Origin of the sequence: Macellibacteroides fermentans, from assembly GCF_013409575.1 — a bacterium.
GTDB lineage: Bacteria > Bacteroidota > Bacteroidia > Bacteroidales > Tannerellaceae > Macellibacteroides > Macellibacteroides fermentans.
The window spans coordinates 150,917-167,377 of sequence record NZ_JACCCY010000001.1 but is presented as its reverse complement, the minus strand read 5'-3'; the positions used below and the strand labels follow the sequence as shown (position 1 = coordinate 167,377).

Here is a 16,461-nt window from a genome sequence, read left to right as displayed (position 1 = left end):
TCAAAAACAGGAATAGAATGGAACAATTATTAAGTACAATCCTCCGGGCTATCTTTGTTGACAATATGATCTTTGCTTATTATTTAGGCATGTGTTCATATTTGGCTGTTTCAAAGAATGTAAAAACCGCTTTAGGATTAGGTATAGCAGTAACATTTGTATTAGTGTGTACCTTACCAATCAATTACATGCTCGAAAATTATGTTTTGAAAGAAGGAGCTCTATCTTGGTTAGGGGCAGATTTTGGCTCAATTAATTTAAGTTTTCTTTCATTAATTATATTTATCGCAGTTATTGCTTCTTTTGTACAACTTGTTGAGATGGTTGTAGAGAAGTATGCTCCTTCGTTATATGCCTCATTAGGAATATTTCTACCTCTTATTGCTGTAAACTGTGCAATATTAGGTGGATCTTTATTTATGCAACAGAAAGCATTCCCAAATGTAGGCATTGCGACAGCTTATGGTTTTGGTTCAGGTATTGGATGGCTGTTGGCAATTGTAGGTATGGCAGCCATACGCGAAAAACTGCAATACTCCGACGTACCCAAACCTCTAAAGGGATTAGGAATAACCTTCATTATTACAGGTTTGATGGGTATTGCCTTCATGAGTTTCTCAGGGATTAAAATTTAAGTATTAACTCGATAAAACGAAATAGTAAGATGACTTTATTAATGTCGGGCGGATTAACAATCGCTATCAGTGCCATTGTTTTCTTATTGATTACATTGGTCCTTGTAATTGCATTGTTATACGCTAAAACAAAATTAGTCCCATCCGGAAATATCAAGGTGGTTGTTAATGGCGAAAAAGAGTTTGAAGCTCCTATTGGCGGTACTGTTTTAGGCACATTGCAGGCTCAGGGAATCTATCTTTCTTCTGCTTGTGGCGGAAGTGGTAGCTGTGGACAATGCCGTTGTCAGGTTGAAGAAGGTGGTGGTAATATTTTACCTACCGAAGTTGGATTCTTTTCTCGTAAACAAATAAAAGATCACTGGCGCTTGGGTTGTCAGACCAAAGTGAAAGAAGATATGGTTATTCAAGTACCAGAAGAGGTATTCGGGGTAAAATCATGGGAGTGCGAGGTTATATCTAATAACAACGTTGCTTCATTTATCAAGGAGTTTGTTGTTAAATTGCCGGAAGGAGAGAAGCTTAACTTCAAACCGGGTAGCTATGCTCAGATTGTAATTCCTAAATTCGACATCAAATATTCGGATATGGATATCGATGATCGTTTCAAATCGGAATGGGACAAATTTAAGTTGTGGCCACTTACTTGCAAGAACGAAGAAGAAACAATCCGTGCCTATTCAATGGCCAACTATCCTGCAGAAGGAAATATCATTACATTGAACGTTCGTATTGCAACTCCTCCTTTCGACAGAAGTACAGGTACCTGGAAAGCGGGTGTTAAACCTGGTATTGCTTCCTCTTATATCTTCTCATTAAAACCGGGAGATAAGGTTACAATGTCTGGTCCTTACGGAGACTTCCACATTCTGGAAACAAACAATGAAATGTTGTACATCGGTGGTGGTGCCGGTATGGCTCCGCTTCGTGCTCAACTGCTTCACTTATTCAATACTGTTAAGACAGGTAGAAAAGTTTCTTATTGGTATGGTGCCCGTTCGAAGAACGAGATTTTCTATGAAGAAGATTTCCGTGCTATCGAAAAGGAATTCCCTAACTTTAAGTTCCACATCGGTCTTTCTGAACCTCGTCCTGAAGATAACTGGACTGGCATGGTAGGTTTCATCCACCAGGTTATTTATGATAATTACTTGAAAGATCATGAAGCTCCTGAAGATATTGAATACTACATGTGTGGTCCTGGTCCGATGTCTAATGCTGTTAAAGTAATGTTAGACAATCTGGGTGTTGCAAAAGAAAACATCTTGTTCGACGACTTCGGAGCATAATTGCTTCCAGACAATATAATTTTAGAGAGGGCTATCAAACGATAGTCCTCTCTTTTTATATATTCATGTGATCACTCCCTTTTTTCAGGACGGGTCATAAAAACTGATTTATTGCAAAAACAACTGTCATCCATCATTTTTAGGATTTAAGATAGTGAATACCATGCAATTATAAAATGACAGATGTCTAAATCCATCTGTCATCATGTGTCATCTGTCAGCTTTTTTTGAAGTAGAGTATAACATCGTAATCCTTCCCATTTTATATAAACTAAAAGTTTCTATTCTGTAAATAAACACGATGCCTTAACAGAATTAGGACATACTATACGATGTACTATTATTTTCATAACGGAGAACTATTCGTTTGGCATATATTCACTTTGCGTTTGACAATTGTTGAATGCAAAGTAGACATATGGGTAACTTGCATTCAACAATTGTCAAACGAATAGATTGTAACTATGAAATAAATAGATTGTAGTTATGAAAATAATAGTATCCCTAATACTTTCAAATAGCAGGTAATATATAATACCATCATCAACCTTCATACTAAAACTCCGGACACCTTCCCTAAATCCATCCTAAAATAGTTTACACAGATGGATATACCAGAAGCAGAGCTGTGGTTGGGTACACATAAGAATAGCAGTAAAAAAAGTAGGCGGCAATGAAACTTATTCATGCCGCCTACTTCTATACGATTTCTTATTAATTGAAATAAAGCCGTATTTCTTTCGGTTCTTTAATTTCTACAACGTCTTTACGTAATCCTTTGGCGGTCGTATACTCAATGGTATATTCTCCTGGTTCTGGAAGTGATACGGTAAGATATAGGTTCATATCATCAGTCGGACCAGCAGTTTTACCAGATGCAACGGTATCACCCTTGGCATTCTTTATGGTAATTGTTTCCGCAACACGGCCATCAGAATCGAGCGTACATTGCTCGGCCTTATACATACGTATCGTAACGGCTATACCCTTTGCCTTTTCAACCAGCTGTTTCTGATACAGCTCGATGTAGCGGTCGGTCACATCTACACCTCCCACGGTTGAATCCCTACGGGCCCAGACCATTGGGAACGCCAATCCGTCGTGTTTGTAGGAAGTTGCGTATATCCAATGGATTGGATTGCTTTTATCAGCTTTTCCGGCACGGTCTAAAAACCATCCTTTGTTTAATGCATCCGGATAGTATTCTGTAAAATACCATTGTCCGTCAATATAAACTTCACTCCAGTTGTGGTTTCCTTCTTTCGACACCCAAAGAGGAGTACCCGCTACGCGGGATGGAATACCTGCTGCCCTGAACGCATCGGTAAGCAGGATGGATAACCCGGAGCACGAAGCCATACTTATCTTCATGGACTCGGAAGGCGACTGATTGGGCTTTTTACGTTTTGTGTTGTATTCTACCTTGACCAATCCTCGTAACGATTTATTGATCGTATCTACAGCTTGGTGTATATCGGTAAGGTCTTTTACAAGGGGATATAACATATCGTAAAATGCCGGTCGCCAGTCTTCTCTGGTTTCATCCATAGATGCATAGGGGAGTACCTCATTGTAAAAAACAGGAAGCGGTACCTCTTTTGCCCACGGAAAAGTTTCTCTGGCTTTATAGGCCAACTTTACATTGGAAGTAAGCAACTCTGCAGGCAAGGTATCAAGGTCGGCTTTGCTCATATAGGCAATAAGAAAAGCCATTCCTTCCCGTTGCGAGGCAGGAAGGTTTTTGATGGACGCTTCTAATTCCTTTTTTCTTTCCGGTGTTACCTTACTTAAAGATTCGACGGTTTTGGATTTGATTGAAGGAGATACTTGTTTGTACACTCCGGAACAGGAGACAAGCAAGCAGACTGAGAACAGGATAAATAATCTACTCATATTATTAAAATGGTTATTTAGTTTTGGAAAGTAGGTTTCCGATTTGCAAATATATAAAATAATAATTCTTTTTTGTAAGTTATGTAATATCCTGCAGCAATTTACGTTTAATAAGCATCAGATATATATACCCTAAAACAGTAACAGATTATGAAACCTATAATTCTATCTTTCTTTGTAATCATTTTCTTTACTGCCCTGTTTTTGGACAATAAGGAAAATAAGCCGGTTGTGATGGAAAGAAAGGTTACAAGCTCGGCCGAATTCAAAAATATAACTAAGTCAGATTCTATCTTAACCAAATTTGTTATACAAAACAATGGTTTAAAATAATTGAAATTCAATTTTATTATGTACGTTTGTAAAAACTACTAATGTTGAATTTGTTTGAACAGACTGCTGTATAATTATCTTCATAGAGTAATTAACAGGCAGCATGTTCAATTATTTATTTAATTATTTTTGTATGAAAAACCACTATTTGAATGTTTCTGTATGCACATTAATTACTCTTTTATTTACTGCATGTGCAAAAATCAATCCTCCGGTAAATGAGTTATATAGGTTTAACCAGTTGGGGTTTTATCCTTCTCAAGAAAAAATAGCAGTGCTGGATACTGTTGTTTCCGGACCGTTCTATATTAAAGAGCTTAACTCCGGGAAGGTAGTTTACGAGGGTCTGGTTTCTCAGCCCCGGTTGTCTGCTTTTTCGAAAAAGGAAACCGTTGTAATCCCTTTCTCACAACTCCGCACTATAGGTACTTATTTCATCGAAATTCCGGAAGTAGGTAAATCATTGCCATTTGAAGTTAAAGATTCGCTTTTTTCATCCCTGTCCAAAGCATCACTCAAGGCTTTCTATTTACAACGTTCGGGTACAGATATAGAAGCGGAATTTGCCGGAAAATGGGAGAGACCAGCCGGTCATCCTGATACTTTGGTACGGATACATCCTTCGGCTGCAACAGCTGTTCGTCCGGCAGAATCTTTAATTTCTTCCCCCAAAGGTTGGTACGATGCAGGTGATTATAACAAATACATCGTGAATTCCGGTTTTACAGTGGGAATTCTGCTTTCATTGTACGAAGATTATCCACAGTATGCACAGAGCGTTTCGGTTCAGATTCCGGAAAGCGCGAATCAAACTCCCGATTTATTGGACGAAATCTGGTGGAATCTGGAATGGATGCTTTCCATGCAGGATCCGTCGGATGGAGGAGTGTATCATAAGTTAACAACTCCTTCATTCGAAGGGATGATTAAACCTACCGAATGCAAACAACCGCGTTATGTAATCGAAAAGTCTGTAACATCTACACTTGATTTTGCCGCATCAATGGCACAAGCATCAAGGGTGTTTGCGCCCTTTGAAAAGGATTATCCGGAGGTTTCACAAAAAATGCTTCAGTCATCCATTCGTGCGTTCAATTGGGCTTTACAACATCCGGATGCATTGTATAATCAGAGAAAAATGAATGCAAACTTCAAACCGGCAGTTTCAACCGGTGGATACGAAGATCGTTCTGCTACGGATGAGTTCTTCTGGGCAGCCACCGAATTATATATAACTACAGGCAACGATAAATATACGAGTTACGTAAAACAATATCTGCCCGAATCATTTATTTTGCCTGTGTGGGGCAAAGTATACGGACTGGCACAGATGTCATTAATTAGACACCGTGACAAGCTGGAGAAGGAGATGGGTAGTCTGTCTGATTCCGCCGGAAAGCAGCTTATTAATTATGCGGACAGTTGTTTGGCAGGAGTAGAGCTTGCTCCCTACGCCGCTGCCTATGGCCGATCTTCAAAAGATTTCTTTTGGGGATGTAATTCGGACAAGGCATCCAATCAGGGCATTGCATTTCTGTATGCATATAGGTTAACAAACGATCGCCGTTATCTGACCAATGCATTACATTCAATGGATTATTTATTAGGGAGAAATGCCACAGGTTATTGTTATGTAACCGGATTTGGCCATAAATCGCCGTTACATCCGCATCACAGACTTGCTGCAAGCGACGGTATTGATGAGCCGCTTCCGGGATTTCTGGTTGGAGGCCCGAACCCCGGCAAACAGGACGGGTGTGAATATCCGTCTTTAGTTCCCGACGAGGCTTATGTTGATATTTTACCCTCTTATGCCTCCAACGAAATTGCCATCAACTGGCAAGGGATGTTTACTTATTATGTGATGGCTCTGGATGCTACGTTAAGGGATATAAAATAAACGTAGTTTCTATATAATGGAATCGTACATGGGGATTTCATTCAGAAAGGTATAGTTGCCGGATTCGAAATCGATCCGGCAACAAAAATGCTGCATTCCATTGCTCACTACCAGGTACCTTACCTTCAAAACCATATTATAACGTATAATCTGGTCGATTACAGACTGTTTTATAGCTACCGTGGGGGATTTATACTCTGCAATAAAAACAGGGGCTAAAAAACGGTTGTAAGCAACCGTATCGCATCGTTTATTGGTTCCGTTAAGAACTATACTGATTTCGTTGGCTATAAGTTCTTTTGGATAACCTTTTTCAGTAATAAGATAATTAACAAAATGTTGTCTTACCCATTCTTCGGGAGTCAGGGTCACGTATTTCTTACGTATCGGATCTAAAATTAGGTGCTTTCCGTTCTTTTCGGATATTTTAGGAACGAAGGATGGGAGGTTTAATGAGAACATTTGTTACTTTTGTTGAGACTTTTTAGTGTAAAATATCCCCTCAAAGGTAGTGATTTATGAAAACAAAACAAGAAATAGTTGAAAATTGGTTGCCTAGATATACGGAACGGAAGCTCGAAGATTTTACCAAGTATATTTTGCTTACCAATTTTACGAAATATGTGGAATTATTTGCCGAGACCTTTAATGTACCCATACTGGGACTTAAATCGTCTATGCCTAACGCTTCGGCCGAAGGTATAACCATTATCAATTTTGGTATGGGTAGTGCAAATGCGGCCACTGTTATGGATCTGCTATCTGCTATCAAACCAAAGGCTGTGTTGTTTCTGGGTAAATGCGGCGGACTTAAAAAGAGTAATAATCTGGGCGATTATCTGTTGCCTATCGCTGCCATTCGGGGTGAAGGCACATCCGACGAGTATTTACCCAAAGAGGTTCCTTCGTTGCCGGCATTTTCCATGTTAAGGGCTATTTCTTCCGCCATTAGGGATCAGGGACGCGATTATTGGACAGGTACGGTTTACACTACCAACCGCCGGGTGTGGGAATACGACAATGAGTTTAAATCTTACCTGGTAAAAACCCATGCAACCGGTATAGATATGGAAACGGCTACATTGCTTACTGCCGGTTTTGCAAATGAGATCCCTACAGGTGCACTGCTGATGATTTCGGATAAACCTATGGACGAAAGCGGTGTTAAAACGGAGGAGAGTGATAAGTTGGTGACACAGAACTTTGCTCCCGAGCATGTCAACCTCGGCATTGAAGCTCTGCGACAGATCATCAAAGGCAACAAAACAATCAGACACATACGTTTTAGCTGGTAATTTAAAAATATGGCCAAGAAAGAATATACATTCGAAGAGTTATCCAGAGATATTGTTCAGAAAAAGTTCAGTCCCGTCTATTTCTTTATGGGGGAAGAACCCTTTTTTATGGATAAACTTACCGATTTGCTGATCAATAATGTTTTATCGGAAGAGGAAAAAGATTTTAATCAACTTGTTTTTTACGGTGCTGATGCCGAAGCAAGCGCCATTATCAATGCGGCCCGCCGTTTTCCGATGATGTCTAAATACCAACTAATTGTTGTTAGGGAAGCCCAGCTTATAAAAGATATCGAAGAGCTGAACCACTATGTGCAAAATCCGCTGCAATCTACAGTGTTGGTTGTTAATTACAAATATAAAAACTTGGATAGAAGAAGGGCTTTAGCCGGATCTGTGGATAAAACAGGCATATTATTCGAGTCTAAAAAGGTTGCCGACTATAAAATGCCTGCTTTCATCGGCAGCATGTTACAACAACAAAATATTGCTATCGATGCGAAAGCATCGCAGATGTTGGCCGACTTTTTAGGAAATGACTTAAGTCGGCTTACTAAGGAGTTGGACAAGCTATCTTTGCTTCTTCCTGGTAATCTGCCTAAAAAAATTACTCCCGAACTTGTAGAGCAAAACATTGGTATAAGCAAGGAGTTTAACAATTTTGAGCTTATTAAGGCGCTTGCATCCAAAGACAAACTCAAAGTAAACCGGATTATTCATTATTTTGATAAGAATCCCAAAAACAATCCTATACAGGCAACCTTACCAGTGTTATTTAATTACTTCTCTAATTTATTGATATGCTATTATAGTAAGGATCGATCCGAAAATGGATTAATGCAGGCATTGGGACTGAAAAACAGTTTTCAGGTCAAAGATTATGCTATAGGAATCAAGAACTACTCGGCCATGAAAGTCTTCAATCTGATATCTGATATACGTACCTGCGATGCTAAATCGAAAGGAGTAGAGAATATTTCTTTTTCAGATGGAGAACTGCTTAAAGAACTTATATACAAAATACTTCATTAGGATTTATTTTATCTGATATTTTACAAGAAGTAAATATTCTATGTCTGTAAGTTTAAAAATCTAAACTCAGATTCATTTCTCAATAGCACTAGTTATTCTTTTGCACAAAATCTTCTCAATTAAAGGGATTATTGCTGGTTTGTTGTTTACAAACGTACCGCAATAATCCCTTTTCTAGCTGTATTATAGTCAATTAGCCCAAAATAAACCCTCCGAGAATCGAATATTTTACATTACACGAATAGTTGTTCACAAATATAGCCATTTTGCACCAGTAGCGGTCCAGCTTAACAAAAATCATAAAGTATACAAGCGTAAACCAAGCCAAATTGGCATTTCTAAATATTTTTAGAGAATATAGACAATATACATCTGTAATCATAAACATGGAATAGGTAGGTTTAACAATCTACACAAACAATTGTTCACATTTATATAATCTAAAGTTTACACAATATTAAATAGTTTACATCCATAACAATTCACAATTGTATACAAATGGAGTAGGGGATACCATATTGGTTGATCCTAATGTAAATTTGCTTATGTTATCGTATTCCAATCAATTATCATAGTCAAGTTGAGAGTTCCTTTAATTTATTCCTTCATTAATTTACAACTGTTACCTATTTGATGTAAATTCACTATTCAAACACCAATATAAATATACGTATATGATTGAATGCCATACGAATACATGTATTATGTAAACCTTTAATTTAGCCAATATTTATACCTGATATACTTGTTTCACTTTGTAAACATTACATATGTATAAGTGTGTTTACAATCGTATAGTTTAAATTTATAATTATAAATTGCATATTTGTAAACTATTGTTTACCTTTGTTCAAAATTACATTTGTTTACAAAAAAAGAGAAATTAAGACACAATGTCAGCATTAATATACCTTTTCTATTAAATATTATTCAGATGAAAGATAGAATTTTGAGAATCATGGAACATGAAGGAATTTCACCTTCTAAATTTGCTGAAGAGATTGGCATTCAAAGATCAGCCATGTCTCATATTATTTCTGGACGCAATAATCCCAGTTTGGATGTGCTGACAAAAATTATGCAACGATTTACTTACGTGGATACAGATTGGCTATTGTTCGGTAAAGGATCGATGGTTAAAAATGGAATTACTAAAATAGAAGAGCCTAATTTATTTCGCGAGAATGAGATTAATCCGCCCATTGTACAGGTCGAACCCGAATATCGCAAGCACACGGAGTTCAGCAAACCCGAAATTACAACAAAAAACACTGGTATTGAACAGATTAAATACGAAGAACGGAGCTCTAAAAATGTAAGTAAAATAATGATTTTTTATTCGGATAACACTTTCGAGACCTTTACTCCCGAAAAAAACAAGAAAGAATAAAATTCTATTGGCTTTAAGCCGCTTTATCTTTTATCTTTGTATCCAAATTGTGATATATATATGAAGAAGTATTTACTGGATTTAAAGGTTGCAGATAATGTTCGCCTTCATCCAAATTATTGTCTCCTGAAACTAACTTCAGAAGAAACTCTTCCCGAAATGATTCCCGGACAATTTGTTGAAGTTCGAGTGGATGGTTCATCTTCTACCTTTCTTAGACGTCCAATTTCTGTTAATTATGTGGATAAAGATCGGAATGAATTATGGTTGCTTGTCCAACTAATTGGTGACGGCACCCGCCGAATGGCCGAATACAGACAGGGAGATACGATGAATGTTGTATTGCCTTTAGGTAATGGTTTTACAATTCCAGATTCGGATCAGGAAGAAAAGAATTTACTACTGGTTGGTGGTGGAGTTGGAACAGCGCCAATGCTGTTTTTGGGTGCTGTTTTAAAATCCAAAGGCTTTCATCCAATCTTCCTATTGGGAGGAAGAACAAAGAATGATGTATTGCAGTTAGACGATTTTGCAAAATTCGGCGATGTTTGCATTACTACTGAAGATGGTTCTTTAGGCGAAAAGGGATTTGTAACAAATCATTCGATTTTGAACACAAAGCTGTTTGATACAATTTATACCTGTGGTCCGAAACCTATGATGGTAGCTGTGGCAAAATATGCTGCTGGCAAAGATATTTCATGTGAAGTGTCTCTTGAGAATACCATGGCTTGTGGCTTCGGAGCCTGCCTTTGTTGTGTAGAAAATACAGTAGAAGGACATGTGTGTGTTTGCACAGAAGGTCCAGTCTTTAATACTAGAAAATTAAAATGGCAAATTTAAATGTAAATATAGGGAATCTGCAATTGAAAAACCCGGTGATGACCGCCTCTGGGACTTTTGGTTATGGCATCGAGTTTGCCGATTTTGTAGATTTAACTCAAATTGGAGGTATATTCGTTAAAGGTACAACAATTGAACACCGCGAAGGCAATCCATATCCTCGTATGGCAGAAACTCCCGCCGGAATGCTTAATGCCGTTGGACTTCAAAACAAGGGTGCCGATTATTTTGCTAATAACATCTATCCGAATATAAAGGATATTGATACGCACATGATTGTAAATGTGAGTGGATCTACCGTAGAAACTTACGTTGAATGTGCCGAAAAAATTGCTGCTTTAGATAAGATTCCAGCTATTGAATTAAATATTTCTTGTCCAAACGTTAAGCACGGAGGGATGGCTTTCGGCGTTACTTGCGCAGGTGCCGCAGAAGTAGTTCGTGCCGTAAGAAAAGTATACCCCAAAACATTGATAGTAAAACTTTCGCCCAATGTTACCGACGTAACAGAAATTGCGAGAGCCGTAGAAGCCGAAGGTGCCGATGCTGTGTCTCTTATCAATACCCTTCTGGGAATGGCTATTGATGCCGAAAAAAGAAAACCGATATTATCGACAGTTACGGGTGGACTTTCCGGACCATGTGTTAAACCTATTGCACTGAGAATGGTTTGGCAAACTTACAATGCTGTTAAAATACCCATTATTGGCTTAGGGGGGATATCCAACTGGAAAGATGCGGTAGAATTTATGCTGGCAGGCTCTTCTGCAATTCAAATTGGAACATATAACTTCGTTGATCCGGCAATTTCTGTAAAAACAGTTGAAGGCATCAACGATTATCTAGATAAGCATGGCTTCAAATCTGTGACAGAAATTATTGGAGCTCTTGAAGTCTAATAATAAATAGTATGTAATATTTGTAATTACAAACTTAAATAATTAAGTTTGTAATTACAATAAACATATTTACCGTCTAATCTTTTACGTATGAATTTCAGTAATTCCATCGATGATTTGCTAACTTTACTACAGAGCTTAACAGTTACTCCGTATACTGCTATGTTGAAATTGTTAGTTAGTTTTGTCCTTGGTGCTATTATTGGATTTGAAAGACAATTTAGAAGACATGATGCAGGAATGAGAACCTTTACATTGATTTGTATGGGTTCGACTGCAGCAATGCTTCTTTCAATTTGGATTCCACAATCATATCCTAACTTTCTAAATGGAGATCCTGGAAGAATAGCAGCTCAAGTCTTAACTGGAATAGGCTTTTTAGGTGCAGGCGCAATTATACAGAGTCATGGCAGCGTACACGGCTTAACAACAGCTGCTTGTATTTGGGTTATGGCTGTAATTGGACTAACTGTTGGCGCTGGAATGTATATTACAGCTATTATTACAACAATTTTCACATTAATCGTACTGGTTTCCCTCGAAAGTTTAGAAAAGCGGATGTGGCTTGATGGAGTCAATAAAATTCTATCAATAACATGCAATACGGCAACACCTGATCTTCGAACTATACGAAGTATTATTGAAAATAGGAATATATTTATTGTCAGCCTTTCCTACGAACAAAATTACGATAAGAATATTGCAGTAATTACGTTTAAAGTGAATGTAAAAGCAAAATCTTCTTATACAGAATTATTTAACCAAATTCGCTCATTAGGTTATATATCCCAAATAAAGCTATTAGCTTAACGAAAGTCTTTTACATATTAGCATATCAAACATGATTATTTACTTATTATAATTATGTATCCAATATATTTTATAATCACCATTATGTTTAATACTGTTTGCGATAACATGTATCCTATCTTAAAAATACGTAGATATACAAATTAGCCATATAAACTATTCTAAAGCAACTAGAAAATAAAACAAACTTTATTAATTTATTTTTTGTTTTATAATTGAGTTGATTTGCCAAGTACCATCCTAACAAGTGTACTAGATGAATTTGAATAATTTAGTTATTTAATTATAAGGAGGTGCATATGAAAACGGTTAAATTTAAACTTATTAGTGCTTTATTACTACTGATAATTGCGTTTAGTCTAACAAATTGCATTATTAGTAAGGATGACAAAAAAGAATACGATCAACTTAAGGCACGATGTGAACTTGAAAGCCAAAACAAAAGTACAGTCAGGCAGGTTTTTGAAGCTATAAATGCCAGAGACTTCGAAAAAATGAGAACTTTTTATGCGCCTGAATATAAGATGACTGGTCCACGTTTGCCGAACGCCTACACTATCGACTCTTTAATTCAGTATATACAAAGAGATATAGCAGTATTTCCAGACTGGAAATATAGTGTTGAGAATATGGTAGCACAGGGTGATACTGTGGCAGTTAAAATAGCCCAGTTTGGTGTTCAAGCAAATGAATATATGGGTATTAAACCTAAAGCAAATCAAATCTCAAGAGCAGCCATTTTTATTACGGTTTTCTCCAACGGAAAACTTAAAGAAACATGGATTCTACAAGATAACCTGGGATTTATGGAGCAAATTGGAATGCAATTAACTGTTAAACCAGAAGATAAGACTAAAGGAAAGAGATAAATCGAGATTTAAATCTTATTCGCTCCTAACCTGTTATTAATACTTTTATTAAACCTTTCGGGACTAAACCAGAAGTATTAATAATAAGTTTAGATCAACTAAAATAAAAAAGTCCGAGGAACAACATCTTCGGACTTTTCTTTATTATTTAGGGGAGTGTAATTTAAACTCTGTCTGGTTCATATTCTAGGAAAATCACTACAAATATAATTTTTCTTTTTGGATTTACAAATGCTTTTTAAGGCTGTTATTGGTAGTGTGCAAGGGCGGTGAGGAACGAGCCGTTTATATACCCTTGCTCACTACCGGGAACAGCCTTTTCTTTGCGTTTGAAAAACCGGGAAGAAAAATGGATTATATATCCAATGGCATTCTATCACCGAACTTAATCCGCAATTGACCGGCTGTCAATGCCCAATTATGAAGAGGCTGTGTCCATTTTTTTGAGATATTTATAACGGCCAGGTAGATCAACTTCATCAAGGCCATGTCATTAGGGAAAACGCCCTTTGTCTTGGTCACTTTTCTAACTTGACGATGGAAGCCTTCTACGGCATTAGTGGTGTAAATTAGTTTTCGAATCTGTTCATCATAAGCAAAATAGGATGTAAGCTTGTCCCAATTCCTTTTCCATGAATCCATGACTACAGGATATTTCTTACCCCATTTATCTTGTAGTTTATCAAAATTCAATTCCGCCAGATCAAGCGTAGGGGCTTGATAGATTGTCTTTAAATCAGACATAAACTCTTTCTGATCTTTTGAGGCAACATATTTCAATGAGTTCCGGATTTGGTGAACAATACAACTCTGTATAATCACATGAGGGAAAATTGTGCTGATGGCCTCTGCGAACCCCGTTAGATTATCAATACAAGCAATCAAAACATCTTTCATCCCCCGTGCTTTAAGATCGGTCAGAACACTCAACCAGAAGTTAGCTCCCTCGCTTTCGGAAACATACATACCTATAAGCTCCTTACGGCCATCTTTGTTGATGGCCAATACATTATACACTGCTCTGCTTTCGGTTCGGCCTCCATCTTTTACTTTATAGTGCATCGCATCCAACCATAGAATGGTGTACATATTCTCCAAAGGGCGACTTTGCCATTCTTTTACCTTGGGAACGATCCGGTCTATTATTTCGCTAAGGGTATTGTGTGAAATCTCCACATCGTACATTTCCTCTATATGAGTGGAAATATCTCTCAGACTCATCCCCATTCCATACAAACTGATAATTTTGGAGGACATATTATCTGCCAAAATCGTCTCCCGTTTCTTGAGAATCTCCGGATTAAAACTGCTGTGGCGATCCTGGGGAGTCACTATCTCAATCTCCCCGGCCATCGTTTTAACGTGCTTACTGCCTCGGCCATTACGCTTATTGCCAATCTGACGCTCTGACTCATCCAGATGAGAGGACATCTCTCCGTCTAAAGCGGCTTCTAAAAACTCTTTTAATAAGGGGCCAAAGGCGCCATCCTTTCCTGTGAGTGATTCACCACTGCGAAGTTGTGCTAATGCCTTGTCTCGCATTAACTGGTACTCTTGACTGTTTCTATCCATAATGCAAAGTAAATTGTTTTTGGACAGAGTTCAAATTACGGTCTCTTATTTAGTATATCTACGCATTTTTATGAATAGTATTTTTTAATGTAAACTTATTTATCATTAGTTCTATTTCTCCAAATTGTATCATGGCATTAAATAGTCTGATTTTATTATACGTATATATATCTTCCAAATAAATATTTCGTTCTTTAATGGTAAAATTGCTTAGCAATTGTTCCCGACGAGTTCCTTTTAAAAGTGGTTTTGCAGGTGTCTCCCATTCCATCCCATTCCACAATGCAATGTTACAGAAACTTGTGTCTGTAACAAGTCCATTCTTTACAATTAGAATATCATCGGCATCATTACGCAAATCGAACAATTGATTAATCCGATTACGATCAGTGCTCTTATATTGATAATTTATTTCGTTATCAAAAACAAGACTCAGACAGTTTATAGACGGCAGTTTATAAGGTTGATAACTAACATCGATTATCTCTTGATCATATATTACTCTGCATTTTGTTCGCTCAAAATGTGTCTCAGCATTAATAAAATCTTCAAGATTGACGAATGAGGAGGATCCAAATAACTCTTTACGAGTAGTATTAAAGCGCTTATTATGAAAGGAAAGATTCAGAATCTGTCCTTTTTCTATACAAATTGATTCAATATAGTGGCACATATACTTTCTGTATCATTTCGTTATACTCAGACTCTAAATTACTTTTTGCTGTAATACCTCCGCCACTTTTGAAGTAGAATTTGCCGTCGGCCTGTTCTATAAAACGGATCATTACTGTACTATCCAATCTTTCACCATCAAAATAGCCAGCAATACCTGTATAAAATCCTCTTTTATGTGTTTCAGATTCACTTATAATTGCCTGCGTCTTCTTTTTAGGTGCTCCTGTAATTGACCCGGCAGGTAATAAGGCAAAAAGAATATCCCCCAACTTGGCACTATAATCAACAGGGAGTTTTCCTTTTATTTCGGAACTTACTTGAAGCAAAGAGCCTTTATTTGTCATTATTTTATCCAAATAGCGGTATTTACTTACTGTAACATCTTTTGCAACAATACTCAAATCATTTCTAATCAGATCAACAATTGTTGCATGCTCTGCAGACTCTTTCAAATCATTCAGAATACAATGCTCAGCATCCGGTAATGAGGCATCAATTGTTCCTTTCATGGGATAGGAATAAATATCGCCATTTTGTATACGAACAAATATTTCTGGCGAAAAAAATACAAACCGATCTTTAAACCACATTTTATACAGGGAATCCGATCGAAGAAAAAGCTCCTGCAACGAAAGATTTGTTTCTACCAGAGTAGCACAAGTAAGGTTGGTTAAATACGAATTCCCTTCGTTAATATTTTTGATCACAGTTTGAAATGATCGTTTATAATTTTCCCACGACACAGGCTTCACCACCCATTTTATATCTTTATCTAATTTTGTTGTCCTTTCTGGGTCAGAATTAAAATTACCCATCAGCTCCCCTCCTGCTCTATTTATATTACAAGCATTATCAACATTCGTGAAGCCATTCAAATTGAATAAACATTCTTTAGAGTTGATAAGATGAGGTTCTTCGATAAAGATTTCAGCCTGATCATAATCAATAATAAATAGAAAAGGCTTGCCCGATTTACCTAGCAGGTTCATACGGTCAAGCGCTTCTTGTTTAGTAAAAAGTTTCATT

The 16,461-nt window shown here is 37.2% G+C and carries 16 protein-coding genes; 11 read left to right on the top strand and 5 right to left on the bottom strand.

From position 1 onward, the window contains the following. The first annotated feature begins 17 nt into the window (after nucleotides 1-17). The gene (gene nqrE, locus F5613_RS00645; protein WP_179398288.1) at nucleotides 18-635 is read left to right on the top strand and encodes an NADH:ubiquinone reductase (Na(+)-transporting) subunit E; all 618 of its coding nucleotides are present in this window, start codon (nucleotides 18-20) and stop codon (nucleotides 633-635) included. Between the two features lie 29 nt (nucleotides 636-664). After that, nucleotides 665-1,924, top strand: coding sequence for an NADH:ubiquinone reductase (Na(+)-transporting) subunit F (gene nqrF / locus F5613_RS00640; protein ID WP_179398287.1), 1,260 nt, complete (start codon nucleotides 665-667; stop codon nucleotides 1,922-1,924). Between the two features lie 714 nt (nucleotides 1,925-2,638). Here nqrF and F5613_RS00635 read toward each other — a convergent pair. After that, nucleotides 2,639-3,817, bottom strand: coding sequence for a transglutaminase-like domain-containing protein (locus F5613_RS00635; protein ID WP_179398286.1), 1,179 nt, complete (start codon nucleotides 3,815-3,817; stop codon nucleotides 2,639-2,641). 150 nt (nucleotides 3,818-3,967) lie between these two features. Between F5613_RS00635 and F5613_RS00630 the strand changes: the two genes are divergently transcribed. Further along, the gene (locus F5613_RS00630) at nucleotides 3,968-4,150 is read left to right on the top strand and encodes a hypothetical protein (protein WP_068183770.1); all 183 of its coding nucleotides are present in this window, start codon (nucleotides 3,968-3,970) and stop codon (nucleotides 4,148-4,150) included. Nucleotides 4,151-4,283: 133 nt separating this feature from the next. Further along, entirely contained in the window at nucleotides 4,284-6,050 is a 1,767-nt protein-coding gene (locus tag F5613_RS00625; RefSeq protein WP_246303307.1) for a glycoside hydrolase family 9 protein, read from the top strand. A 9-nt stretch (nucleotides 6,051-6,059) separates the two neighbouring features. On the opposite strand, the gene F5613_RS00620 is transcribed toward F5613_RS00625, so the two are convergent. Next, entirely contained in the window at nucleotides 6,060-6,512 is a 453-nt protein-coding gene (locus F5613_RS00620) for a type I restriction enzyme HsdR N-terminal domain-containing protein (RefSeq protein ID WP_179398285.1), read from the bottom strand. A gap of 56 nt (nucleotides 6,513-6,568) precedes the next feature. Between F5613_RS00620 and F5613_RS00615 the strand changes: the two genes are divergently transcribed. The 7 genes from F5613_RS00615 (at nucleotide 6,569) to F5613_RS00585 (ending at nucleotide 13,188) form a co-directional block, all read left to right on the top strand. Further along, a complete protein-coding gene (locus tag F5613_RS00615; protein WP_068183776.1) occupies nucleotides 6,569-7,345 on the top strand; it encodes an AMP nucleosidase in 777 nt (258 codons plus the stop codon). A 9-nt stretch (nucleotides 7,346-7,354) separates the two neighbouring features. After that, a complete protein-coding gene (holA, locus tag F5613_RS00610) occupies nucleotides 7,355-8,377 on the top strand; it encodes a DNA polymerase III subunit delta (RefSeq protein ID WP_179398284.1) in 1,023 nt (340 codons plus the stop codon). Between the two features lie 934 nt (nucleotides 8,378-9,311). Beyond that, on the top strand, nucleotides 9,312-9,767 hold the full coding sequence (locus tag F5613_RS00605; protein ID WP_079683257.1) for a helix-turn-helix domain-containing protein: 456 nt from the start codon (nucleotides 9,312-9,314) through the stop codon (nucleotides 9,765-9,767). Nucleotides 9,768-9,827: 60 nt separating this feature from the next. Continuing rightward, nucleotides 9,828-10,610, top strand: a complete 783-nt coding sequence (locus tag F5613_RS00600; protein ID WP_179398283.1) for a dihydroorotate dehydrogenase electron transfer subunit — start codon at nucleotides 9,828-9,830, stop codon at nucleotides 10,608-10,610. Next, nucleotides 10,598-11,509, top strand: a complete 912-nt coding sequence (locus F5613_RS00595; RefSeq protein ID WP_079683258.1) for a dihydroorotate dehydrogenase — start codon at nucleotides 10,598-10,600, stop codon at nucleotides 11,507-11,509. Before F5613_RS00600 ends, F5613_RS00595 begins: the two co-directional genes overlap by 13 nt. A 162-nt stretch (nucleotides 11,510-11,671) precedes the next feature. After that, nucleotides 11,672-12,319: an MgtC/SapB family protein gene (locus F5613_RS00590; RefSeq protein ID WP_394353436.1), complete on the top strand. Its 648-nt coding sequence runs from the start codon at nucleotides 11,672-11,674 to the stop codon at nucleotides 12,317-12,319. 299 nt (nucleotides 12,320-12,618) lie between these two features. After that, entirely contained in the window at nucleotides 12,619-13,188 is a 570-nt protein-coding gene (locus F5613_RS00585; protein ID WP_179398281.1) for an ester cyclase, read from the top strand. 354 nt (nucleotides 13,189-13,542) lie between these two features. On the opposite strand, the gene F5613_RS00580 is transcribed toward F5613_RS00585, so the two are convergent. Genes F5613_RS00580 through F5613_RS00570 form a run of 3 tightly spaced genes read right to left on the bottom strand, consistent with a single transcriptional unit; the run spans nucleotide 13,543 to nucleotide 16,460 of the window. Next, the gene (locus tag F5613_RS00580) at nucleotides 13,543-14,760 is read right to left on the bottom strand and encodes an IS256 family transposase (RefSeq protein ID WP_179398280.1); all 1,218 of its coding nucleotides are present in this window, start codon (nucleotides 14,758-14,760) and stop codon (nucleotides 13,543-13,545) included. Between the two features lie 58 nt (nucleotides 14,761-14,818). Beyond that, on the bottom strand, nucleotides 14,819-15,433 hold the full coding sequence (locus tag F5613_RS00575) for an aminotransferase class IV (protein ID WP_179398279.1): 615 nt from the start codon (nucleotides 15,431-15,433) through the stop codon (nucleotides 14,819-14,821). After that, a complete protein-coding gene (locus tag F5613_RS00570) occupies nucleotides 15,417-16,460 on the bottom strand; it encodes an aminodeoxychorismate synthase component I (RefSeq protein ID WP_179398278.1) in 1,044 nt (347 codons plus the stop codon). Before F5613_RS00570 ends, F5613_RS00575 begins: the two co-directional genes overlap by 17 nt. Between the last annotated feature and the right edge of the window lies 1 nt (nucleotide 16,461).